Origin of the sequence: Pseudomonas sp. B22129 (assembly GCF_044218875.1) — a bacterium.
GTDB lineage: Bacteria > Pseudomonadota > Gammaproteobacteria > Pseudomonadales > Pseudomonadaceae > Aquipseudomonas.
The window spans coordinates 5,928,885-5,951,281 of record NZ_CP162592.1 but is presented as its reverse complement, the minus strand read 5'-3'; the positions used below and the strand labels follow the sequence as shown (position 1 = coordinate 5,951,281).

Genomic DNA, 22,397 nt, shown 5'->3' with positions numbered 1-22,397 from the left:
CGTCAGGCAGCAGTCAGATCGACAGGTGCAGCACCCGGTCATCCTTGGCGGTGGCCGGCGAGCGGCGCTTGTTGACCTTCAGCTCGCCCAGGTTGATCAGCAAGGTGCGCGTCACGTTGCGGCTCAGCCCCAGCAACTCGGCGGTGTGCACCTGGTTGTGCTGGCAGAGCCGGTAAGCGGCGCTCAGCAGGCTGCGTTCGACCTGTTCGTGGAGGTTATCGACCTGCTCTTCGAACAGCCGCTGGAAGGCTTGCTCGAGCAAATCGTGCGCCGTGTGGCTGTCTTCCTGGCGCTCGATACGCAGGTTGGACATGCGCAGGTCATCGGCCTGGATCACGCCGTCACGGCAGATCAGCAAGGTGTGGTGGATGACGTTTTCCAGTTCGCGAATGTTCCCGGGCCAGCTGTAAGTGGCAAGCCGTTGCTCGGCCTCATTGCCAAGAACAATCTCGCCGTAACCGAGGCGGCGGCTGTAGGTGCCGATGAAATAGTGCACCAGCGGCAGGATGTCACCGGGGCGGTCCCGGAGCGGGCTGAGCACCAGGTTCACCACGTTCAGGCGGTAGAACAGGTCCTCGCGAAAATGCCCGGCGTTGATGGCTTTTTCCAGCTGCACATTGGTCGCCGCCAGCACCCGCACATTGATCGCAATGCTTTTGCGCGAGCCCAGGCGTACCACCTCGCGCTCTTGCAACACCCGCAGCAGCTTGACCTGGATCGACATCGGCAAGTCGCCGATTTCATCCAGGAACAGCGTGCCGCCGTTGGCCTCTTCAAACCAGCCGGCCTTGGCGCTCAAGGCCCCGGTGAACGCACCTTTTTCGTGGCCGAACAGTTCAGCTTCCACCAATGATTCGGAAAACGCGCCGCAATTGACTGCCACGAAAGGCTGCGCCTTGCGGCTGCTGAGGTTATGGATATGGCGCGCCACCAGCTCCTTGCCGGTGCCGGTTTCACCAATGATCAGCACGCTGGCTTCGCTGGGCGCGACTTGTTGCACATGTTGCAGCAGCGCCTTGGACCTGGGGTCTTCAAACACCTGCGCGGTGGCGCGGATCGAGGTGGCGAGGGCGGGCGAGGGCGGTAACGTCAGCAGTTGCATGGAGGGGCCTTTGAATAAAAGATCATGAATAAAAAGTCGGGACGGGCGGGGTACCGTTCAGTGCCCATTCGCCCAGTTCATGAAGCTTGTAGTCCAGCGGGTCATGCAGGCTCTGGGTGCGCAGGTTGCGCCAGTGCCTGTCGAGCGCCACCGAGGCGTTAGTGGCACGCGCCCCGGTGACCTCGAAGACCTTGCTACACAACTCCAGGCCGTTGCGGTTGGCGACGACTTTGGCGGTGGCAATCGCAATCGCGACCTCGCTGCGCTCTTCGGCGGTCAGCGCCGCGCCCTTGGCCCAAGCCGCATCCAGCAGCACACCGGCGCGGTCCACCAGCAGCCGGGCGCTTTGCAGGGCAATCCAGAACTCGCCGTAGTGACTGAGCACATACGGGTCTTGATGGCTGCGGGTGGCGGTCGAGCGAAACCATGGCCGCGCTTCTTCGAGGGTGTAGTGGCGCGCCTCCTCGAACGCGCCCTCGGCGATGCCCAGGAAGATATTGGCGAAGTGCAGCTGTGCGATCAGCGGGCGCAGGCAGGCGAAGGGCGTGCTCAGCGGGCCGGGGTCGAGCAGCAGGTCGGATTCTTCCACCCGTACACGCTTGAAGGTCACGCTGCCGCTGTCGGTCTGGCGCTGGCCCATGTTGTGCCAGTCGTTGTGCAGGATGATGCCGCTGCGCCCGCTGGGAATGGCTGCGATCAGCAACGTGCCGCCCGCGCTTTCATCGATGGCCGAGGCGATCAGCATCTCGGAGTCGTTGGCCCCCGAGCAGAAGTTTTTCTGCCCGGAAAATTCGCGCCAGCCACTGTGGCGCTTGACCACCGTGCGCGTATCCAGCGGGTTCAGGGTATTGCCCCAGAACCAGTTGTTGCTGGCGGTCAGGCTGAACCAGGTTTGCCATTGTGCGGGGGTCGCAAACAAGCGGACGGTGGCGAGCATCAAGTGATGAAAGCCGAAGACGTGGGCGATGGAACTGTCGACCCGGGCAAACTCGCGTACCACTGCGAAGGTTTCCGACCAGTTGGCGCCCAGCCCGCCAAATTGCCCGGGAATGCTCAGGGACAGCAGGCCACTGGCGCGCAGCTTGTCGCGTTCGGCTTTGGGCGTGCCGCCGATGGCATCACGGTCGACGGCGGTGCGGGCGAACTCGGTCGCCAGCCCACGGGCAATCTCCAGTGGCGTCCTGCGGGTGTGGAGTAAGTTCACCGTCACGCGTCATACCTCGTTGTTTGATAATCGTCACTGCGTGAATGGATTCATTTAAGTTGTGCAGAGGTAGAGCAAAACCCATACCAAGTAACAACGGTTGGATGACGTGTGGCTTTTGCGGTTTTTGCAGCCATCCTGATTGTCCGATAAGCAACTTTTGTTGGCGGGCTGTTGGCTTTTGCACAGTTGGAAGCGCCGTGCGGCGGGGTGTTCGTTATGCTTTTATCGATTAAACATAGAATCAATAGTATGTCTTTATTAGTGTTTGGAAACGAACATTTCACCAGCAAAGTGTTGGTCTTGTTGCGTGGTTTTTTTCGCGCAGGCCTGTGTTTATTGAATGTTTTGAGGTGGCACAAACCCTGCTAAGTTCAAATCAGAGCGCGACTATACGAATAGATGCTCCAACTAATCGCAAACCCCCGGAGTATTTAATTCATGCGGCAACTGTTTGAACCACGCGCTCGTCGTTTTGAGTCACTGGCCACGGCTTCCAGCCTTGGCGTGCTGTTGCTGCTGGTACAAGGTGCGGCCTTCGCTGCGCAGGCTGACCCGACCCTGGCCACGGTGGTGGTCACCGGCGCGCAAGCGACCGAAGCGCAAAAGGCCGAGCAGCAACTGAGCAAAGTGCCCGGTAAAACCGCGGTGATCGATAACCGTAAAATCGAGCAGGGCCGCGCCGCAAATGCCGAGGATGTGTTGGCGTTGCAGCCGGGCGTATTCGCCCAGGCCACCAGCGGCTCGGGTGCCAACAAGATTTCGATCCGGGGTTCGGGCCTCAACACCTTCTATCAAGGCTATGTGTTGGGGATCAAATTTCTCTACGACGGCCTGCCGTTGACCGGCCCCGGTGGTACCCAGGAAGACATGCTCGACATGGCCTCGGTGGACCACACCGAAGTGCTCTACGGCGCCAACGCGTTTCGCTATAGCGCGTTGTCACTGGGTGGCGCCATCAACTTCGTGAGCAAGACCGGCCGCACCGACCCGGGCAATTACGCACGCTTTGAGGCCGGCAGCTTTGGCTATCGCAAGCAGCAACTGAGTACCGGCGGCGTGGACGGCGACAACGACTACTACATCAGCCTGCAGCACAACGAGCGCGAGGGCTATCAAGACAACACGCCAAACAAAGGGCAGGGGATTGTCGCCAACTTCGGGCACGTGTTCAGCCCGCAACTGGAGACGCGTTTCTATCTGCGCTACAAAGAGGAAACCCTCAGCCAGGGCAACACCCTGACCAAGTACCAACTCAAGCACGACCCCACCAGCAACCTTGTCCCTATCGGGCGCAAGAAGGACGGCTCGACACTGCTGGGCAGCACGACCACCTACACGTTCGACGACAACGCCAAGCTGGAAGTGGGCCTGGGTTACAACGACTATCCGCTGGACAACGGCTGGCGCTATTCGCCCACCCCTCAGGAATGGCGTTCCCAGGACGTCAACCTGACCCTGCGCTACCTGCGCACCGCCGACACAGTTTTCGGCCTGCGCAGTGACAGCAGCGTGACCTTCAGCAACACGTTGTCTTACCTGGCTGACGTGAAATCCCACAGCCGGGCCACCGACATCACGCAACAGAAAACTAACTATACGGGCTCGCGCGACACCGTATTTTCCCTCGGCAACGAACTGCAGTTGAATGACCGTACGTGGTTGTCCACCGGGCTGTCGCTGATTGATATCAAGCGCAAGGCGCAGATCGAATACAGCACCGGCACCAACACCAGCGCGTTCCCCAGTGGTGTCGAATATGACGAGACCGACGTCGCCCCGCGCATTGGGCTGCGCTACCAGCTGACCCCGGAATTCGAAGTGTTCGGCAACGTCAGCCGCTCTGTTGATCCGCCGGTCACCTGGCAGTTGGGCAGTACCGGTACGCCTTACATTCGAGACGTGCGGCCGCAAAAGGCGAATACCGTGGAGTTTGGCATTCGCGGCGGCCACGGCATTTTCGATGGCAGCCTGACGGTTTACCGCTCGTGGGTTCAGAAAGAACTGCTGTCGGTGGTGGTACGCCAGGCGACGGCGACTCAGGACCAGTTGGTGGCTACGTCCAATGGCAGCGCCACGATTCACCAGGGCGTCGAAGCCGGGTTGAACGCGCAGTTGTGGGACGGCGGCAATGGCGACACGGTGACACTGCGCCAGGCCTATACCTTCAATGACTTCCACTACCGCAATGACTCGGTATTCGGTGACAACCAACTGCCGGGCCTGCCGCGTCAGGTCTACCAGGCCGAGCTGGAATATCGTCAGGGCAGCGGCTTCTATGCGCAGCTCAATGCCCGGGCGGCGTCGAGCTATTACGTCGACTTTGCCAACTCCCTGAGCGCGCCGTCCTACACGCTATTGGGCGCCAAGGTCGGCTACGAGGCGCCGAGTAAAAAATGGGAGGTGTTTGTCGACGCCCGCAACCTGACCAACAAACGCTACGCGACCGCCACCAACACGGCGTATGACGCCAAGGGCCAGGACTCGGCCAACTTCTACGTGGGGGATGCGTTTAACGTGACCACGGGCGTGGCGTTCCATTTCTGACCCGGCGCGATGAGCCTGCCGCAGCGGCAGGCTTGGGCTCAACGGTCGGTTTGTTCGGGTTTCTTTTTCTTTTCATCGCGGGTGGCGAGGTGCTCGAAACAAAACGCGGCGGTGCCGAAGAGCGCAATCATTGACAGGACGACCATGCCTAAAGTTGAACTTTCCACGATGAATTTCCTACGGGTTTTGGGGTAGGAAACGACGATAAATCCCGTGGGCTTTGTCACTCAATAGGCACGACGTAATCGTTATGGCGAACCGCACAATCATACGCAGACTTTACGGTTGGCCCGGTGTGGCGGCCCTGTGAAGGCCGCGCGGGTGTCACTGGTTGCGGCTGTGCCGGTAATCGCTGACGGCTTCATACACCGCCTTGCGCAACCGGTTGATGCCGCCGATGGGGCGGTGTTCTTCCACGCCAAACCAAGGGTTGAACGACTGGTTGTCGCACGCCAGGTTCAAGGCCTGTGTGTCGAAATCCTGGGCAGGAATCTTCACCTTGGCCACCGTCTCATACGGCGCATCGCTTTCCTTCCATTCAATGCTGGTGTCTTCGATCGGCATGAACTTTTGCGGATTCTGGCGCTGGATCTGCAACACGAAACACGCCGGTACACGGTCGGTGGACAGCTGCTGGTTCAAGGCACTGCGCAGGAAGTTCGGCAGGTCTTCGTTCTGTTTGGGCAGTACGTATTGCGGGCAGCTTTGCGGGTCCGGGGCGACGCGGAACTTGGCGTTGGCCGTGCCGAACTTGTAGGGCGAGACTGAAAAGTACGTCGTCTGTGCCGGGCTGGCGGGCGCCGGGGCCAGGGTCGCCAGGGCGATAAACAGGTGGCGCACCTGCCAACTGCGCGGGTCAGCCTTGGGGAAAAACGCCAGCACTTTTTTGCCATCCGCCTGGGCGCCGATGTTCTGCGCGTATTCCGCCACATCGCTGACAAAGAAGTTCGGGTGGCTGAACATCACGAAGTCCTGCTCCGTTCGCGCCTGCTGGTCGGCCATCAGCTGTTTGCCCGGCACGTCCAACAGCTTGATCGCCATGCCGCGTGCATCGCGGATGCTGTCGAACTGCGGGTAGGCGTTGCCGTTGGACAGCCGCATCATTGCCTGCCAGGTCTTGCCCGGCTCGGCGAACACGCCCTGGCGCAGAGCCGGGTCGAGGTCAGCCAGCACGCTGACTTCGGCCTTCACGCAGCCGTGGGCCTTGGCATGGGCATCGCGCAGGGAGCGTGTGCCTTCGCGGTGTTGATCGACGATGCGCACCGCCGTCTGGATGATGCCTTGGGTCATCGCCGCTTCATCGGGCGGGATCTGCTCGTTCGGCGACACCGGGCCGCTGTGCTGCCAGGCGAACCAGGCGGTGGCCGCCAGCCAGCCGAGCAAGCCCAGGCCTGCCAACCACAGCAGCGTCTTGCCGAGAAACTTGCCCAGGCCCAGCCAGAGGCGAGCGAGGAGGGAGCGTTCTTTGTATGGCGATCGAATCATCATGGCAGTTGTTGCTCCAGCGGGCCGCCCAGCACTTTGAGGTATTCCAGCAGCGCCCAGCGTTCCTGCGGCAGCAGGCTGCGGCCGATTACGCCATTGCCACGCTGGCCGGCACGGAATTCGTGGCCGCTGTTGTGGTTGCCGGTGATTTGGGTATCGAACAAAAAGGCATTCTTGAACGCGCCGGTCTGGAAGCCCAGGTGGCGTGGGTCGTAGTCAAAAGTGCCTTTATAGAAGGTGGTGCTGCGCTCGTCCTGGGGCGAGAGCAGTTGGTAGATCGTGGGCACCGAGCCGTTGTGCAAAAACGGTGGAGTGGCCCAGATGCCAGCCAGTGGCCGCGCCTTGTAGGCGCGCAGTTCGCGTACGCCGATGGGCAAGCCATAGCCGTCCAGGCGCGGGCGTTCGGCCGGGGTGACACCGGCGGCGCGGTAGGCGTGCTCTTCCACGAACGCGGTGACGTAGGCCAGGCCTTTGGCCACCGACATTTTTGTCAGGTCCAGGGGTTCGGTGGGCGTCGGGTGCAGTTCGACGTTGAGTTTGGCCAGTTCCGCAGGGTCCCATTGCAGGGCGCTCAGGTCATAGCGCTGGTCGGCGATGTTGCTGGCGGCGCCCGGGTCGGTGCCGATGTAGTCCACGGGGAGCATTTTCAGTTGTTGCACCGGGCGGCCATTTTCCTGGGTGACGGTTGGCACGTGGCAACCTGCACAGTTTTCGGCGAACAGTGCGCGCCCCTGGGCGGCAAGGGGTTTATCGACGGCGCCGAACAAGTCTTCGGGCCAGGTCGGCGGTTTGAGGCGTTGCAGGGTTTCTTCGATCAGGTTCAGGTCGCGCACGCGCACGCTGGAGGGGTAACGGGCGTCGCCTTGCAAGGGCTGGCCGGCGCTGTCGAAGAAGGTCAGCGTAGCGCCAACGCCAAGGGCTTCGCCGATATTGCGTGCCATGGGTTGCTGGGCCGAGCCGTTCCATTGCACCCAGTCGAAGGTCCAGATATCCCACAGGTGGGGATAGTCCACTGGCGCATTGGCGACACGATAATTCTCTGGCGAGATGGCATCGCCGAAGCTGGCGTTGGCGATGCGGCCGAACGCGTCGGTGCGGCCCGGGCCTTCTTCGGTGGGATAGAGGCCGCGGTGGGTGTCGTTCCAGGCAACTTTGAGGAACTGGTTCAGCGACTGTTTGAAGGCCTGGCGCAGCAGGTTTTTGTTGTGCTCGTCGTAGTCATGACCGAGCACTGCGCGGGCGAAGCGGTCAAATTTCCAGGGCATGTAATAGGTGGCGGCCAGGCTGGCCACCAACGCCTGACCGAAGCTGCCGCCGCGCAGGGTGGGCACGCTGGAGGGCAGTACGTGCTGGGCTGAACCGCCGTCGATGCGCAGGGCCTGGCCTTTGAAGTGCAGCTCGCCGGTGTGGCAAGCGGCGCAGGTGATGTCCAGGTATTCGACTTGGCTGCCGGCGTTCTGATGGCGGGCGAAACCCACGGGCAGGTTGCCGGGATTTTGTTGGGTTGGCACTTGCTTGGGATCGACCAGAAAGCCGAAGCGCGCCAGGTACTCAGGCGTGGCGAAGCGTTGCTCGGAAAATGGCAACTCCAGGGCGGTAAACCAGTCGTAATGCAGGCCTTTAACTTGGGTGCCCTGGGGTGTGAAGTAGTAGGTCTGGCGGTCGGCGGCACTCCATTGATCCTGGTAGTGCACCTGCTCCACGGGCACGTAGTCCGGCAGCTTGGGGTTGAGGGTGTAGTAGAGCACCACAGCCAGAAGCAGGCCGAGGGCTATGAGTATCAGAAGCAATACACGGGAAAAAATGCGCAAGATAACTATCCTTGTCGAGTTGTTGCGTTCTTATGCCATTGAGCCACAGGTGCGGCAAGTGGCCATTAGCCTGGGCTCAGGTGGTCCCGCGATCCGTCGCGGATGACCATAATGAATGAAATTGCTTTTAAACACGTGAACTTATCAGAAGTTTCCGCCTCAGATGCCGGTAGCCATTGGTCGTGGCCGCCTGATAAGCTCGCGACTTTACTCGAATGCCCTTTTGGCGCACGAACAAGGAAATAGCATGAAACAGCATCGGTTGGCGGCGGCGGTGGCCCTGGTTAGCCTGGTACTTGCGGGTTGTGATTCGCAGACCAGCGTAGAGCTGAAAACCCCGGCGCAGAAAGCTTCCTACGGCATCGGCCTGAACATGGGCAAAAGCCTTGCCCAAGAAGGCATGGATGACCTGGACTCCAAAGCGGTAGCCCAAGGCATCGAAGATGCCGTCGGCAAGAAAGAACAGAAGCTGAAAGACGACGAGCTGGTTGAAGCGTTTGCCGCACTGCAAAAGCGTGCTGAAGAACGCATGACCAAGATGAGTGAAGAGTCGGCAGCCGCCGGCAAGAAATTCCTCGAAGACAACGCCAAGAAAGACGGCGTAGTGACCACCGCTTCCGGTCTGCAGTACAAGATCGTGAAGAAGGCCGACGGCGCCCAGCCCAAGCCTACCGACGTAGTGACTGTTCACTACACCGGCAAGCTCACCAACGGTACTACCTTTGACAGCTCCGTGGATCGCGGCAGCCCGATTGACCTGCCGGTCAGCGGCGTGATTCCGGGTTGGGTTGAAGGCCTGCAATTGATGCACGTGGGCGAGAAGGTCGAACTCTACATCCCGTCCGACCTGGCTTACGGCGCGCAGAGCCCGAGCCCGGCGATTCCAGCCAACTCCGTGCTGGTATTCGACCTGGAACTGCTGGCCATCAAGGACCCAGCCAAGGCTGAAGCCCCTGACGCACCGGCTGCACCGGCTGCCAAGAAGTAATCAGCGGTTGAACACACAACGCCCCGTCTCGACGGGGCGTTGTTGTTTCTGGAGCTTTCAAATTGCAGCCTTTGCAAATCCGATCGAACATCGCCAACCTGAAACAGTCTGATATAAGACTCGAGCACGGGTAGTCGCACATCCGCGCCAAGTCAATGAAATCTTGGGTTTTTTTTATGTGCGCAAAAAATGCCCGATCTGACTGCAAGCCTTGTAGTCCGTGGCTTTCAGCCATGAAAACAGGCTCTGTTCACAAGGTTATCCACAATTTGTGTGGATAACCTTTCTGTCGTATGGAACTGGAGTGACGAATGAAACCACCCTTCAATTTCACCCGCTTCCTGCCCATGGCCGCGCGCTTGCTGGGGCGTGGCCGCCTGCCAACCCTGCTGTTTGCCGTGGCCGCCAAAGGCTCAAGCCAGGGCAACCGCCTGGGCAAGCTCAAAGATGATCTCAAGTTGCTCCAGGCCCTGTGCCTGGCCTACTGGCGGGGCGAGTATCGCGCGATCAGCCCAAAGGCCCTGATCTCGGTGGTGGCGGGGCTTATGTACTTTCTCAGCCCGATCGATGCGATCCCGGACTTTATCCCCGTGTTCGGCATGCTCGATGACATTGCCGTGCTGGCATGGGTCATGAAGACCCTGGACGGCGAGCTGAGCGCCTTTCGCGCCTGGCGCGACGCCCAGCGCCCGGAAAAACTGGCGGTGGTTGAGCGCCTGCCTGCGACGCCTGAACTGTTGGCCCGGGAAAACCCGCAAAAAAACGGATGACACGTATATCCCCCTGCGACCTTTGTGGCTGTTAGGATTACACTTCTAAGGAAAGAACTTACTTAGTAAGTGTTGTTATCCTACGGGGCAGTCATGGATATTCAGATCATTTCACGCGATGGCGCACCCGAGTACGCGGTGTTGCCATGGGACCAGTACCAGGCGCTACTAAAAGCCGCCGGTCAGCAGCCGCCCACTCTTGCTCCTTCTCCCGCTGTCACCGCTGCCGAGCCGGACTTGCGCCCGCTCGCAGACCTGCGCGGCCTGCGTGAGGGCAAGGGCCTGGCTATCGAAGCCCTGGCCCGCACTGTGGGCATCAGCCCCTCGTATCTCGGATTGATTGAAAGTGGTGAGCGCCAGCCAGATGCCGCGATACGCCGCAGCCTGGCCTGGGAATTGGGCGTTGCAGGTTGGAGGGATGAATCTTGAGCCTACGTATCAGCCGTCAACATTGGGATGGGCTAATCAACGAACTGGACCAGGCGCGTCGCCAGCGCCATTTGTTGACCTATCGCGCGCTGCTGGAGCGCCTGCAATTTCCCACGCCGGCGATGCAGACCCTGGCCGCTGCGCTTGAGCACCTGGCTGCACTCGACGCCAAGGCCGAGCAGCCATTGCGCAGTTCGCTGGTGATCAGCCAGGGCGCAAGCCGCCTGCCGCGTACCGGTTTCTTTGAATGCGTGGAGCGCCTGGGGCGGTTCAGCGGGCCTTCCGATGGCGTTGCCGCCGCGTCTTGGCACGCTTCGGAAGTGGTGCGGGTGTTCGAATACGAGTACCCGGAGTCTGCTGAGGCTTAGAGTGCCTGGGGCAGCATGTCCATACTGTCGATCACGTGGATGCTGTAGCCGGCCACGTCTTTGGCATGGTGCTTGGCCTGAGACGCCAGTTCAGCCAACTGGCTGGCATCCAGTTGTCCACAGGCCTGTGGATACAAATGCACCACGCCAATCGACAGTGACAGCAACGCGAACTCCTGACGCACGCCCTGGCGGTTCAAGGCCACGAAACAACCGGCGTCGAGGTGCTCGGCACGGTAGAAGCGCCGGCACTGGGTGTGAAAATCATCCAGCAACTGGTTGAGCCGCTTGCGCCAATCCTGTGGGCCTAGCACCAGCAAAAAATCATCGCCGCCGATATGCCCGACAAAATCGCGGCTGGGGTCGACCCGGTCGTTCAGGCACTGCGCCAGGCACAGCAACACCTCATCCCCGCGCCCGTAGCCGTAGATATCGTTGAACGGCTTGAAGCTGTCGATATCCACGTAACAGATCACCGACTCGCGCTGTTGCTGCAACAACCGCGTCAGGCACTGCTGGATCGGTACGTTGCCCGGTAGCAGGGTCAGCGGGTTGGCGTATCGCGCCTGCTGGATTTTCAGCTCGGTGATCAGCTTGAGCACGTCGATCACCCGGCCCAGGCCCAGATAATCGCCGTTCAAGGTGATGATGAAGTCTTCTTCAATGCGTTGGCGTGCGCGGCTGGTCAGCAGGCGGCTGACTTGCTGCAGGGACTGGCTCAACTCCACGGCGAGAAAATCATCACTCATCAAGCGGCTGATGGGTTTGCGTGCGAACAAGTCTGTGGCAAATGGCTTGAGCAACGCATCGGACAGCGAATGCCGATGCACGATGCCCACGGGGTGGCCACGCTCATCCAGTACCGCCAGCGAATTGAGGTTGGCCTGGCGGCGAAAGGACTCCAGCACCTGGGCGGTGGCAGTGTCTTGGCCCACCGCGGGTTGCTCGTTGAGCAGGGCGCTGAGGTCGCTGGCTTCTTCATTGAGGGCGACGTTGGCATTGTCCTGCTTGGGCAGCATCAGGCGCGCTTCCTGCGGCGGCTGTTCCTGGGGGCGGCACAGCAAGTAGCCCTGAACCAGGTCGACGCCCATCTCGGTCAGCACCGCGAGTTCTTCCGGCAGCTCGATGCCCTCTGCAATCACCTGGGCCCGGGAGGCCTTGGCGATTTGCAGGATCGAGCCGACGAATTCGCGCTTGAGTGCATCCTGGTGGATACCGTCGATGAAATGTCGGTCGATCTTCACGTAATCCGGGCGTAGCTCCGACCATAAGCGCAGGCTGGAATAGCCGGCCCCCAAGTCATCCAGCGCGATGGCAAAGCCCATGTCGCGGTAATGGTGCAGCGCGGTTTGCAGCAGGTCGAAATCGTCGGTGGGGGTTTGTTCTGTGAGTTCGATCACCACCTGGCTGGGTGGAATGCCGAAGTCGCGCAACAGTTGCAGCGTGCGCCCCGGCTGGTGTGCGGTTTCCATCAGGGATTCCGGCGAGATGTTCAGAAAGAGCTTGCCCGGCAGCTTCTGTTCGCTGAAGCGTCGGCAGGCGCTTTCGCGGCAGGCCATTTCCAGTTCGCTGAGGCGCCCCGCATGGCTTGCCACGGAGAACAGGGCGACGGGGGAGTGCAGGGGGCTGTTCGAGGGGCCCCGGCTGAGGGCTTCGTAGCCGAGAATGCGTCGTTCGGACAAGCAGATGATCGGTTGGAACAGGCTGTGCAAACTGCCTTGAGCCAGGATTGAGCCCAATGCATTCAGCTGTTCGGTCATGGTCATGGCGATCTCGATCGAAAAAAAAGGACCGCAGGCGATGAGCCTGCGGTCCTTCATTTCACGACAGAATGATGTCTATATGATGACACTCCGGGGAGCGCTCACATTAAATTGCCATCACTTACTGCTTGGCCACCTGCTTGCTGATTTTCAGGTAGTCCAGCAGGATCCGGCCCGTCTCGGCCAGGTAAGCGTCGTCTTCCGGCTTGGTTTTTTCTGCTTCGGCCGGCAGCGCATCTTCATCTTCTTTCTTCAGTTCCTTGAGCGGGTCTTCACCTTTTGCCTTACGGCGGGTGTTTTCCAGAACAAGCTGTTGATTCTCGATGCTGGTGTGCTGTGCACGACGGTCCGCTTCGTTGAGGCTGACGGTTTTCTCTTCCATCAGTTTCTTGGCCAGGGCCAGTTTGTCGCGGATAAACACGAACTCGGCATCCTTGGCGGAGCGGGTATCGTGGTCAGCTTTCAACTGCGCAATGAAGGGTTTGAACGGATCCGATGCCGGCTTGATCGCAGGGCGGATGGTGTCCCACGGCATGGCCTCGGGCAGGGCGCTTTCGCCGATTTCCTTGGTATCGATGATCGACGGGAAATCGATATCCGGCAGCACGCCCTGATGCTGGGTGCTCTGCCCGGAAACGCGGTAGAACTTGGCCAGTGTCAGCTTAAGTTCGCCATGGTTCAGCGGCTGGATGGTCTGCACGGTGCCTTTGCCGAAGGTCTGGCCACCGATGATCAACGCACGGTGATAGTCCTGCATGGCGCCGGCGAAAATCTCCGAAGCCGATGCCGAGAGGCGGTTGACCAGCAACGCCATCGGCCCTTTGTAGAAGGCGCCCGGGTTTTCGTCTTCCAGCACGTCGACACGGCCGTCAGCGTTGCGTACCAACACGGTCGGGCCTTTGTCGATAAACAGGCTGGTCAGCTCGGTGGCTTCCTGCAGCGAACCGCCGCCGTTGTTGCGCAGGTCGATGACCACGCCGTCGACTTTGTCTTTCTGCAGTTCTGTCAGGATTTTCTTCACGTCGCGAGTGGTGGACTTGTAGTCCGGGTCACCGGCACGGAACGCCTTGAAGTCGAGGTAGAAGGCCGGGATCACGATCACGCCCAGCTTGTAGTCCTTGCCATCCTGCTTGAGGTTGAGGATCTGCTTCTGTACGGCTTGGTCTTCAAGCTTCACCGCTTCACGTGTAATCGAAACGATTTTGCTGGTCTGGTCGTTCGGTGCATTGGTGTGCGGAATCACTTCCAGGCGCACCACGCTGCCTTTCGGCCCGCGAATCAGTTTGACCACTTCGTCCAGGCGCCAGCCGACCACATCGACCATCTCTTTGTCGGCCTGGGCCACGCCGATGATCTTGTCCGCCGGGGCGACTTGCTTGGTCTTGTCTGCCGGACCTGCCGGCACCAGGCGCACAATCTTCACCTGGTCGTTGTCGCTTTGCAGGACGGCACCGATGCCTTCCAGCGACAGACTCATATTGATATCGAAGTTTTCCGCGTTATCCGGCGACAGATAGTTCGTGTGCGGATCGTAGGACATCGCGAAGGTGTTGATGTACGCCTGGAAGATATCTTCGGCACGGGTCTGGTCCAGACGTGCCAGCTGATTTTTGTAGCGCTTGGTCAGCAGTTCCTGAATGGCCTTGGGCTCTTTGCCGGCGATCTTCAGGCGCAGCACTTCGTCCTTGACGCGTTTGCGCCACAGGTCGTCGAGGGCGGCGGTGCTGGTCAGCCAAGGGGCGTCCTTGCGGTCCACCAGAAGGGTTTCCTTCTGGGTGAAGTCGAGCTTGTCGACGCCTTTGTCCAGCTCACCCAAGGCGAAGTCCAGACGCGCTTTGACGCGGTCCAGGTAACGCTTGTAGATGGTGAAACCGGGCTGCAGGTCGCCGCTCTTGAGGAAGTCATCGAACTGCGTCTTCCACTTGTCGAACTCAGCGATATCGCTGGCCAGAAAGTAGCTGCGCGACGGGTCCAGCAGCTTGAGGTAGCTGTCGTAGATGATCACCGAGCGAGCGTCGTCCAGAGGCGGCTTGCTGTAGTGATGGCGCTTGAGCAGCTCGACGACGTTAAGGCTGGCAATCACCTCATCGCGATCCGGCTGAAGGTTGTCCCAGCTGTTGGCTGCGAACGTATTGGTCGACATCGACGCGAAGCCGAGACCAATGAAAAAAGCGAGTGCGGTGCTTGGGAACAAATGCTTCATGCTGATTCGACGCGGGGGCAATTGATAACGCATATTAGGCCGTCTTTGAGGGAGCCGGTTCCATATGGTCCGGTCGCATAATGCAAAAAGCCCGGCGCTACAGCTACGGGCTCAGTCCAGACTCACTATGGAGGCACTGTGAAAGCATTGCAAGGCGTTGACGGTCACGTGGAGTGGTTGGATGAAACCCGTCCTGCCTGCGATGTAGGCCAAGTTCGCATTCGCGTGGCGGCTGCGGGCCTCAATCGCGCCGATTTATTACAGCGTTCGGGGCTCTATCCACCACCGCCGGGTGCCAGCCAGGTGCTGGGGCTTGAGTGCGCCGGGGTGATCAGCGAAGTGGGGGCGGGGTCTTCGTGGCAAGTGGGTGATCGGGTCTGCGCGCTGCTGGCCGGTGGCGGCATGGCCGAAGAAGTGGTGGTGGACGCTCGTCACGTGCTGCCGGTGCCCGAGGGTTTGTCGCTGATCGAAGCGGCGGCGCTGCCGGAGGTGTACAGCACCGCGTGGCTCAACCTGTTCCAGCTGGCCGGCCTCAAGCCGGGTGAGAAGGTTTTGCTGCATGCCGGCGCCAGTGGCGTCGGCTCGGCGGCAATCCAGTTATGCAAGGCGTTTGGCAGCCCGTGCTGGGTCAGTGTCGGCTCGACGGAACGCCTGGCGTACTGCGAAGCGCTTGGGGCGCAAGGCGGCGTGGTACGCACCGATGGTATCGAAGGGCTGCGGGATTTCGGCCCGTTTGATGTAATTCTCGACCCGGTGGGCGGCAACTACGCCGCGCTGGATCTCAAGTTATTGGCTCTGGACGGGCGCTGGGTGCTGATCGGTTTGATGGGCGGGCGCGACGCACAACTGGACCTGGCGCAGGTGCTCGGCAAGCGGATTCAACTGCTCGGCTCGACCTTGCGCAGCCGTAGCGATCAGTTCAAGGCGGACTTGTTTAGTGACTTGAGCCAGCACGTGTGGCCGCTGTTTGTGGAAGGGCGCTTGAGCCCGCAATTGGCTAAAACCTACCCGATCAAGGACGCCGAGGCGGCGTTTGCCGAACTGGCGGGCAATCAGATTGCCGGGAAGTTGGTGTTAGTCATCGACGAAAGCCTGGCCTGATCTCAAGTTGAAATGCAGTCAGTGTGGGAGCGGGCTTGCCCGCGATGGCGGTGTGTCAGTGAAGAATATTTCATCTGATGTACCGCTATCGCAGGCAAGCCAGCTCCCACATTTTGATCTCTGTTGAATCAGGCCCAGTGGTGGATCGGCCAGCTGGCCTTTTCCGCGTGTTCGCGCAACACCGGATCCGGGTTCACCACCTGTGGGTATTCCACCTTGCTCAGCAACGGCAGGTCATTGCGCGAATCCGAATAGAAATACGCGCCGTCCAACGTCTCACCTTCCTGTTCCAGCCATTCCAGCAAGCGCGTGATCTTGCCCTCGCGATACGTCAGCACGCCCACCGTATGTCCGCTGTACACACCATGGCTGACGTCCAGATCAATCCCCAGTACCTCATCAATACCAATACGCGCAGCAATCGGTGTGACCAGGTGCGTTCCCGACGCCGAAATCACCAGAATCCGGTCACCCTTCGCACGGTGCCGTGCGATGGTTTTGGTGGCGTCGCTGTAGATCAGCGGCTCGATCACATCCTCAACCCACGGCTCCACCAGGTGTTCGATTTCCTCCGGTGTGCGGCCGATCATCGGCTCAAGGCTGAAGGTCATGAAGTCTTCCATCAGCAGCTTGCCCTGGCTGTAGGCGTCCATCAGTTCGTTGTTCTTGCGCATGAACGACTCAGGGTCGACCCAGCCCAGGCGGCCCATCTGCTCGCTCCACAGGGTGGCGCAGTCGCCGTGGATGAGGGTGTCGTCCAGATCAAAAATTACCAATGCCATCGGTCACGCTCTCTCAATCAATCGTTGCATCAGGCTACTTCACACAGGGCACTTGGGTCGATGGACAGTGCCAGGCGTTGACCGTCCGCGTGCAAATCGTCGGCCGAGCGGTTGAGCACATCCACCACCAGTTCCACGCCGCGGGCTTCTATACGATAGCGAATCACGTTGCCCAGCAGGCTGTGGCTGCGCACCAGTGCGTCGAGTTCGCCGCTACGGCTCAGCTCGATGGCTTCCGGGCGAATCGCGATGCGCCCGCTGATGGGCCGTTGCAGCAGTTGAGTGGCCTTGTCGGCGTCGAGCAGGTTGTAGTTGCCGATAAAGCCTGCGGCGAATACGTCTACCGGCGCGGTGTAAAGGGTTTCTGCGTCGCCGCTCTGCACGATCTTGCCCTGGTTCATCAGGAAGATACGGTCCGACATGGTCAGGGCTTCTTCCTGGTCATGGGTTACGAAAATCGTGGTCAGCCCCAGCTCGCGCTGGATCTGGCGGATCTGTTCGCGCAGGTGTTTGCGAATCCGTGCATCCAGCGCCGACAGCGGCTCATCGAGCAACAACAGGCGCGGACGGGTCACCAGTGAGCGGGCAAGGGCCACGCGCTGGCACTGGCCGCCAGACATCTGGTGCGGGTAGCGCCCGGCCAGGTCTTTGAGTTCCACCAGTTGCAGCACTTCCTGCACGCGCTTGTGGCTGTCGTCGGCGTTGACCTTTTGCATGCGCAAACCGAAGGCGACGTTCTGTTCCACGGTCATGTTGGGGAACAGCGCGTAGCTCTGGAACACCATGCCGATGTGGCGCTTTTGCGGGCTGAGCGGGACGATGTCCTGCCCGTCCAGCAGGATTTTCCCACTGTCCACCGGCGTCAGGCCGGCAATGCAGCGCAGCAGGGTGGACTTGCCACACCCCGAAGGCCCGAGCAGGGTGACGAACTCGCCCTTGGCGATTTCGCAATTGATGTCACTGAACACCGGGGTGCCGGCGTAGCCTTTTTGCAGGTGTTGGACGCTGACGAAGCTCATTGGCTTTTGTCCTTGTTCAAGATATTGGCGGCCCAGGTCAGCACCAGCACAAAGAAGAAATAGGAGATCACGATGGCACTGGTGAAGTGGCCACTCGTGTTGCGCATATTGTTGAGGTACACCTGCAGGGTCTCGTAGCGGGTGCCCACCAGGATGTTGGCGAACACGAACTCGCCGAACAGGAACGAGAACGACAGCAGCAGTGCGACCATCAGGCCTTTGCGCAGGTTGGGCAGCACCACCAGGATCGCCGCCTGCCAGGTGCTGGCGCCGAGCAGTTGTGAGGCGTCCATCAGGTCACGCAGGTTGATCGCTTGCAGGTTGTTGGTGATCGCGCGGTACATGAACGGCAACGCCACAGTGAAGTAGCAGCCGATCAGGATCCACGGCGTGCCCACCATCGCCAGCGGCCCGGAGCCGTAAAGCTGCAGCAACCCCACCGAAGAAACCACCGGCGGTACCGCGAAGGGCAGCAGGATCAGGATGTTCATCAGCGCATCGAGCCGGGGGAAGTGGTAATGCACCACGAACAGCAACGGCAGAATCAGCACCACCGACAGGATCAGCGCGCCCACGCACACCAGCAGCGACTGGCCAAACGCCGCGAGAAAACGCGGGTCGCTCCACAGCTGCACATACCACTTCACGGTAAACCCGGCTGGCAGCACAGTGGCCGACCAACTGCTGGCAATGGAGTAGACAAAGGTGCCCACCAGTGGCAACACCAAAATCGCGAATAACAGATACACCACTACCCGATGGTAGAGGGAGGCCGGGCCGGCTTCAGCGCGAGACATGGTAGCTCCTCTTGAGCAGCAGTTGATGGACCACGGTGACCACGGTCATCAGCGCCACCAGCACTACGGCCAGGGCGCTGGCCATGTTCGGGTCCAGGGAGATGTCGCCGGAGACCATCGCCGCGATACGGATCGGCAGCACGTTGAAGTTGCCGGTGGTCAGCGCGTATACCGTGGCGTAGGCGCCGAGGGCGTTGGCCAGCAGGATGACGAAGGTGCCGAGCAGGGCAGGGGTGAGTACCGGCAGGCCGATGTGCCGCCAGAACTGCCAGCCGTTGGCGCCGAGCAGCGAAGCCGATTCACGCCAGTCTTCGCGCAGTGCGTCAAAGGCCGGGTAAAGCAGCAATACGCCCAACGGGATCTGGAAGTAGGTGTAGAGGATGATCAGGCCGGTCTTGGAGTACAGGTTGAAGTCCTGAATGATCCCGGCCTGCTTGAGCATGATCGTGATGCTGCCGTTGAAGCCCAGCAGGATGATGAAGGCGAAGGCCAAAGGCACACCGGCAAAGTTGCTGGTCATGTTGGCAAATGCCGTCACGAAGTTGCGCAACGGCCCATCCACACGGCGCAGCGAGTAACTGCCGAGCACCGAGATGATGATGCCGAACACGCTGGAATAGAAGCTGATCTCCAGGCTGTACTGGATGGCCTGCAGGTAGAACTTCGAGCTGAAGATCTTGGTGAAGTTGGCCACGCCCCAGCCGGACTCTTCTGATTGCAGGCTGTTGATCAACACCCACACCAGCGGGGCAATTTCGAACACGATAAAGAACAGCGCAAAGGGCACCAGGCACAAAATCGCCAGCCATTTGCCACGGGTTAAGGAATTCACTTCAACAGCTCCCGGCATACAGGTTTGTCGTGGGGCACACCGAGCAGTTCGCAGACGGTGCCGCACAGCTCGGTTTGCTCAGGTCTGGCAGACGGATCGAAGCTGAAGGCCGAGCCCAGCACAAACAACGGCACTTCACGCTCTTCCGGCAGCAGGCCGTTGTGGGAGCGATCGTTGTTCATGCCGTGGTCGGCGGTCACCAGCACCTGGTAACCGGCGTCGAGCCAGCCTTGCAGGTAGTCGGCGAGGATGATGTCGGCCGAACGCGCGCTGTTGCGGTATTGCGGCGTATCGAGGCCATGCTTGTGGCCCGCATCATCAATGTTCATCGGGTGCACCACGAGAAAATTTGGCGCGTGTTTGCGGCGCAGGCTTTCAGCGTCGGCAAACAGGTGGGAATCCGGGTAGTGGTCATTCCAGTAGAAATGCCCGTGCTGGATCGGCAGCGCTTTGTCGTCGGTATGACGATCCCGCGCGGCAATAAAGGGGGTGCGGTTATACAACTCGCTGACCCAGTGGTAAGCCGCCGCCGCTGTGCTGAGGCCAGCGTCGGTGGCGTAATGGAAAATGCTGCGCTGGTTCGACAGGCGCGAGACATGGTTGTGGACGATGCCGCTGTCGATCGGTGGCACGCCGGTGAGGATGCACTCATACAGTGGCCGCGAGAGGGCGGGCAGTTCACAGTCCAGTTTGTAAAGCGCTGCGCGTCCTGCGCCGATGTAGGCCTGGAGATGGCCCATGGCATGTCGGGCAACCTCGTAGTTCAGGCCGTCGAGCACCACAAGGATGACGTTGTGCTTCATAGGGGCTGGGGCTCCGCAACTAATAGGCTTGTAGGCTTGATTCGGTTTTTCGGTAGGGCTCGGATCAAATGTGGGAGCTGGCTTGCCTGCGATAGCGGTGCATCAGGCGACATATATGTTGAATGTCAAACCGCTATCGCAGGCAAGCCAGCTCCCACACTGACCGCGTTCCACTTAACCAGGCGCGTGAAGCCTTACTGCATATTGATGATGACTTCTTCCTGCCACTTCTGCGGCAGCGCCTTGGAGGTTTTCTCCCAAGCGTCGGCATCCTTGATCGGGGTGACCTTCTTGTACTGCTCGTTCGGCAGCAGCTTGGCCTGTACGTCAGCCGGCAGGGTCAGGTGCTCGGCACGAATCGGACGGGCGTTGCCGCGCGCCAGGTTGGTCTGGCCGGCGTCGCTGAATATGTATTCGCGAGTCAGCTTGGCGGCGTTCGGGTGCTTGGCGTATTTGTTGATGATGGTGGTGTAGCCGGAAATCACCGAGCCGTCTGACGGGATCAGCACCACGTAGTCATCCGGGTTGGCCATCTTGGCTTTGTAGCTCAGGCCGTTGAAGTCCCAGACCACGCCCACTTCCACTTCGCCTTTTTCCATGGTGGCGATGGTCGGGTTGGCCAGCGACAGGCGACCCTGCTTGGCAATGTCGGCAAACATCAGCAGCGCAGGCTGGATGTTCTTCTCGTCGCCACCGTTGGCCAGTGCGGCAGCCAGTACGCCGTTGGCGGCTTGGGCGGCGGTGCTCACGTCACCGATGGAGACTTTGTATTTGCCGGTTTTCAGGTCAGCCCAGCTTTTTGGGGCTTCGGAGCCGTGCAGCAGTTTTTTGTTGACGATAAAGGCGATGGTGCCGGTATAAGCCAGGGCCCAGTTGCCGTCTTTGTCTTTTGCCCAATCCGGCACTTGTGCCCAAGTGGTCGGTTTGTAGGGTTGGGCCACGCCCTGTTTCACCGCAATCGGGCCGAAGGCCGCGCCCACGTCACCGATGTCGGCGCTGGCGTTGTCTTTTTCAGCGGCGAACTTGGCGATTTCCTGGGCCGAGCTCATGTCGGTATCGATGTGCTTGAGGCCGTAGGTCTTGGCCAGGTCATCCCAGGTGCCTTTCCAGTTGGCCCAGTCATCGGGCATGCCGACGCTGTTGACGGCGCCTTCCGCTTTCGCGGCGGCTTCCAAGGTTTTCAAATCGGTATCAGCAGCCATGGCGGCGGTGCACATGGCAATGGTCGAGCCTAACAGTGATGCCAGGAAAAGCTGTTTCATCCGAAGCTCCTTTGGGCGTGTTCAACGCTGCGTTTTTATGAACGATTGCGGTGGTGTTGGTCTAGGTCAGCAATACCTGAGCCAATCTAGGCGTACTGGATGACAGTTTCATGTCGATGTCGTTTTTAAATCGCTTTTGTCGCTTGGTTCAGACTCAGCGTAGACCATGCCCAAGTGCCCGCAGGCCCTGGACTTGGCCGATGTATTGCAGGGTGTGGTGAGCGGGGTGCACACGGACTGTCATCTGTCGGTCATCTGTAATGCCTAGGCTGGCACGCAGTAGCAGACGCCCGAATAGCGCGCGGTTTGTGCACCGAGGCGGTGCTGGTCTAGTCCAGATAGGTAACGTTGATGCGTGATGAGGCAATCAAGGCGGTGACATCCATCGGCCTGGCGCTGCAAGAGCAGATCGACCACGGCCTGTTGCCGCCTGCGAGTAAATTGCCCGCCGAGCGCAAGCTCAGCGAGTTGTTTGGTACCACTCGCATTACTGTGCGGGAAGCCTTGTTACAGCTGGAGGCACAGGGCCAGATTTATCGCGAGGAGCGTCGCGGCTGGTTTGTCTCGCCGCCACGGCTGGCCTACAACCTGATGCAGCGCAGCCACTTTCACGCGATGGTCAGTGAGCAGGGGCGGGTGGCGGTGACCGAGGTGATTTCTGCGCGGTTGCAACCGGCGTCGGCGGCGGTGTGTGCGTGGCTGCAGTTGCCGGCGCTGTCGAGCGTGATCCAGATTTGCCGGGGCCGGCGCATTGATGGGCGTTTGGTGCTGTATGTAGAGCACTACCTGAACCCGCAGTATTTTCCGGGGATTCTGGAGTGTGACCTGAATAAGTCGATGACCGAGTTGTATGCCCGCAAGTACGACCTGCACTACGGGAGGGTGCGTTTCGAGATTGTGCCGACTTCCTTGCCGGTGGAAGCGGCCGCCGCATTGCGTGTGTCGGTGGGCAGCCCGGGCCTGCGCATCGCCCGGGTCAATTACGACCAGCACCAGCGGTTGATCGACTGCGACCTGGAATTCTGGCGGCATGATGCGATTCATGTCGGGGTGGATGTGGTTTGACAGGTGGGTCTGGGCTGGTTGAACGGATGCCACTCAAGCCAAATGTGGGAGCTGGCTTGCCTGCGA

At 60.2% G+C, this 22,397-nt stretch carries 20 protein-coding genes; 7 read left to right on the top strand and 13 right to left on the bottom strand.

Features of this window, described 5'->3' with window-relative positions:
* Positions 1-13: 13 nt before the first annotated feature.
* Together AB4P94_RS26935 and AB4P94_RS26930 are read right to left on the bottom strand one after the other, a co-directional pair.
* Positions 14-1,102, bottom strand: coding sequence for a sigma-54 interaction domain-containing protein (locus tag AB4P94_RS26935; RefSeq protein WP_395608316.1), 1,089 nt, complete (start codon positions 1,100-1,102; stop codon positions 14-16).
* Between the two features lie 22 nt (positions 1,103-1,124).
* Positions 1,125-2,312: an acyl-CoA dehydrogenase family protein gene (locus AB4P94_RS26930; protein WP_395608315.1), complete on the bottom strand. Its 1,188-nt coding sequence runs from the start codon at positions 2,310-2,312 to the stop codon at positions 1,125-1,127.
* A 435-nt stretch (positions 2,313-2,747) separates the two neighbouring features.
* Between AB4P94_RS26930 and AB4P94_RS26925 the strand changes: the two genes are divergently transcribed.
* Positions 2,748-4,853, top strand: coding sequence for a TonB-dependent receptor family protein (locus AB4P94_RS26925; protein WP_395608314.1), 2,106 nt, complete (start codon positions 2,748-2,750; stop codon positions 4,851-4,853).
* Positions 4,854-4,891: 38 nt separating this feature from the next.
* On the opposite strand, the gene AB4P94_RS26920 is transcribed toward AB4P94_RS26925, so the two are convergent.
* From AB4P94_RS26920 to AB4P94_RS26910, 3 genes are all read right to left on the bottom strand, one after another.
* The gene (locus tag AB4P94_RS26920) at positions 4,892-5,020 is read right to left on the bottom strand and encodes a hypothetical protein (RefSeq protein ID WP_395608313.1); all 129 of its coding nucleotides are present in this window, start codon (positions 5,018-5,020) and stop codon (positions 4,892-4,894) included.
* Positions 5,021-5,177: 157 nt separating this feature from the next.
* On the bottom strand, positions 5,178-6,341 hold the full coding sequence (locus AB4P94_RS26915; RefSeq protein ID WP_395608312.1) for a catalase family protein: 1,164 nt from the start codon (positions 6,339-6,341) through the stop codon (positions 5,178-5,180).
* The gene (locus tag AB4P94_RS26910) at positions 6,338-8,149 is read right to left on the bottom strand and encodes a di-heme-cytochrome C peroxidase (protein ID WP_395608311.1); all 1,812 of its coding nucleotides are present in this window, start codon (positions 8,147-8,149) and stop codon (positions 6,338-6,340) included. The genes AB4P94_RS26915 and AB4P94_RS26910 overlap by 4 nt, the downstream gene beginning before the upstream one ends.
* Before the next feature lie 247 nt (positions 8,150-8,396).
* Between AB4P94_RS26910 and AB4P94_RS26905 the strand changes: the two genes are divergently transcribed.
* The 4 genes from AB4P94_RS26905 (at position 8,397) to AB4P94_RS26890 (ending at position 10,704) form a co-directional block, all read left to right on the top strand.
* On the top strand, positions 8,397-9,137 hold the full coding sequence (locus tag AB4P94_RS26905; protein WP_017136377.1) for an FKBP-type peptidyl-prolyl cis-trans isomerase: 741 nt from the start codon (positions 8,397-8,399) through the stop codon (positions 9,135-9,137).
* Between the two features lie 311 nt (positions 9,138-9,448).
* Positions 9,449-9,907 (top strand): YkvA family protein, encoded by a 459-nt coding sequence (locus tag AB4P94_RS26900; protein WP_395608310.1) that lies wholly within the window; start codon positions 9,449-9,451, stop codon positions 9,905-9,907.
* A gap of 93 nt (positions 9,908-10,000) precedes the next feature.
* Positions 10,001-10,336, top strand: coding sequence for a multiprotein-bridging factor 1 family protein (locus tag AB4P94_RS26895; RefSeq protein WP_395608309.1), 336 nt, complete (start codon positions 10,001-10,003; stop codon positions 10,334-10,336).
* Positions 10,333-10,704 (top strand): hypothetical protein, encoded by a 372-nt coding sequence (locus tag AB4P94_RS26890; protein ID WP_003190138.1) that lies wholly within the window; start codon positions 10,333-10,335, stop codon positions 10,702-10,704. Before AB4P94_RS26895 ends, AB4P94_RS26890 begins: the two co-directional genes overlap by 4 nt.
* Here the strand turns inward: AB4P94_RS26890 and AB4P94_RS26885 are convergent.
* Positions 10,701-12,470 carry a bifunctional diguanylate cyclase/phosphodiesterase gene (locus AB4P94_RS26885; RefSeq protein WP_395608308.1) on the bottom strand — a complete coding sequence of 590 codons (1,770 nt, stop codon included), beginning with the start codon at positions 12,468-12,470 and terminating at the stop codon, positions 10,701-10,703. The genes AB4P94_RS26890 and AB4P94_RS26885 overlap by 4 nt on opposite strands.
* Positions 12,471-12,588: 118 nt before the next feature.
* A complete protein-coding gene (locus tag AB4P94_RS26880) occupies positions 12,589-14,670 on the bottom strand; it encodes a carboxy terminal-processing peptidase (protein WP_395608307.1) in 2,082 nt (693 codons plus the stop codon).
* A 138-nt stretch (positions 14,671-14,808) separates the two neighbouring features.
* On the opposite strand from AB4P94_RS26880, the gene AB4P94_RS26875 reads away from it, so the two are divergent.
* A complete protein-coding gene (locus AB4P94_RS26875) occupies positions 14,809-15,771 on the top strand; it encodes a zinc-binding dehydrogenase (RefSeq protein WP_395608306.1) in 963 nt (320 codons plus the stop codon).
* 128 nt (positions 15,772-15,899) lie between these two features.
* Here AB4P94_RS26875 and AB4P94_RS26870 read toward each other — a convergent pair whose 3' ends face one another.
* The 6 genes from AB4P94_RS26870 to AB4P94_RS26845 form a co-directional block, all read right to left on the bottom strand.
* Positions 15,900-16,553 (bottom strand): HAD family hydrolase, encoded by a 654-nt coding sequence (locus AB4P94_RS26870; protein WP_395608305.1) that lies wholly within the window; start codon positions 16,551-16,553, stop codon positions 15,900-15,902.
* Between the two features lie 29 nt (positions 16,554-16,582).
* Positions 16,583-17,572, bottom strand: a complete 990-nt coding sequence (locus AB4P94_RS26865; RefSeq protein ID WP_395608304.1) for an ABC transporter ATP-binding protein — start codon at positions 17,570-17,572, stop codon at positions 16,583-16,585.
* Positions 17,569-18,369 (bottom strand): ABC transporter permease, encoded by an 801-nt coding sequence (locus AB4P94_RS26860; RefSeq protein ID WP_395608303.1) that lies wholly within the window; start codon positions 18,367-18,369, stop codon positions 17,569-17,571. Before AB4P94_RS26860 ends, AB4P94_RS26865 begins: the two co-directional genes overlap by 4 nt.
* Complete coding sequence (locus AB4P94_RS26855; protein ID WP_395608302.1) at positions 18,356-19,219, bottom strand: ABC transporter permease; 864 nt, start codon at positions 19,217-19,219, stop codon at positions 18,356-18,358. Before AB4P94_RS26855 ends, AB4P94_RS26860 begins: the two co-directional genes overlap by 14 nt.
* A complete protein-coding gene (locus AB4P94_RS26850) occupies positions 19,198-20,004 on the bottom strand; it encodes an alkaline phosphatase family protein (protein WP_395608301.1) in 807 nt (268 codons plus the stop codon). Before AB4P94_RS26850 ends, AB4P94_RS26855 begins: the two co-directional genes overlap by 22 nt.
* Before the next feature lie 194 nt (positions 20,005-20,198).
* A complete protein-coding gene (locus AB4P94_RS26845; protein ID WP_395608300.1) occupies positions 20,199-21,266 on the bottom strand; it encodes an ABC transporter substrate-binding protein in 1,068 nt (355 codons plus the stop codon).
* Between the two features lie 351 nt (positions 21,267-21,617).
* Between AB4P94_RS26845 and AB4P94_RS26840 the strand changes: the two genes are divergently transcribed.
* Positions 21,618-22,331, top strand: a complete 714-nt coding sequence (locus AB4P94_RS26840; protein ID WP_395608299.1) for a UTRA domain-containing protein — start codon at positions 21,618-21,620, stop codon at positions 22,329-22,331.
* Positions 22,332-22,397: the final 66 nt, after the last annotated feature.

Excerpts from the sequence above, each read along its gene's own strand:
- AB4P94_RS26900 (WP_395608310.1), top strand. The coding sequence starts at position 9,449 with ATGAAACCACCCTTCAATTTCACCCGCTTCCTGCCCATGGCCGCGCGC.
- AB4P94_RS26845 (WP_395608300.1), bottom strand. The coding sequence starts at position 21,266 with ATGAAACAGCTTTTCCTGGCATCACTGTTAGGCTCGACCATTGCCATG.
- AB4P94_RS26880 (WP_395608307.1), bottom strand. The coding sequence starts at position 14,670 with ATGAAGCATTTGTTCCCAAGCACCGCACTCGCTTTTTTCATTGGTCTC.
- AB4P94_RS26870 (WP_395608305.1), bottom strand. The coding sequence starts at position 16,553 with ATGGCATTGGTAATTTTTGATCTGGACGACACCCTCATCCACGGCGAC.
- AB4P94_RS26855 (WP_395608302.1), bottom strand. The coding sequence starts at position 19,219 with ATGCCGGGAGCTGTTGAAGTGAATTCCTTAACCCGTGGCAAATGGCTG.
- AB4P94_RS26895 (WP_395608309.1), top strand. The coding sequence starts at position 10,001 with ATGGATATTCAGATCATTTCACGCGATGGCGCACCCGAGTACGCGGTG.
- AB4P94_RS26850 (WP_395608301.1), bottom strand. The coding sequence starts at position 20,004 with ATGAAGCACAACGTCATCCTTGTGGTGCTCGACGGCCTGAACTACGAG.
- AB4P94_RS26840 (WP_395608299.1), top strand. The coding sequence starts at position 21,618 with ATGCGTGATGAGGCAATCAAGGCGGTGACATCCATCGGCCTGGCGCTG.
- AB4P94_RS26925 (WP_395608314.1), top strand. The coding sequence starts at position 2,748 with ATGCGGCAACTGTTTGAACCACGCGCTCGTCGTTTTGAGTCACTGGCC.
- AB4P94_RS26915 (WP_395608312.1), bottom strand. The coding sequence starts at position 6,341 with ATGATGATTCGATCGCCATACAAAGAACGCTCCCTCCTCGCTCGCCTC.
- AB4P94_RS26860 (WP_395608303.1), bottom strand. The coding sequence starts at position 18,369 with ATGTCTCGCGCTGAAGCCGGCCCGGCCTCCCTCTACCATCGGGTAGTG.
- AB4P94_RS26865 (WP_395608304.1), bottom strand. The coding sequence starts at position 17,572 with ATGAGCTTCGTCAGCGTCCAACACCTGCAAAAAGGCTACGCCGGCACC.
- AB4P94_RS26935 (WP_395608316.1), bottom strand. The coding sequence starts at position 1,102 with ATGCAACTGCTGACGTTACCGCCCTCGCCCGCCCTCGCCACCTCGATC.
- AB4P94_RS26885 (WP_395608308.1), bottom strand. The coding sequence starts at position 12,470 with ATGACCATGACCGAACAGCTGAATGCATTGGGCTCAATCCTGGCTCAA.
- AB4P94_RS26905 (WP_017136377.1), top strand. The coding sequence starts at position 8,397 with ATGAAACAGCATCGGTTGGCGGCGGCGGTGGCCCTGGTTAGCCTGGTA.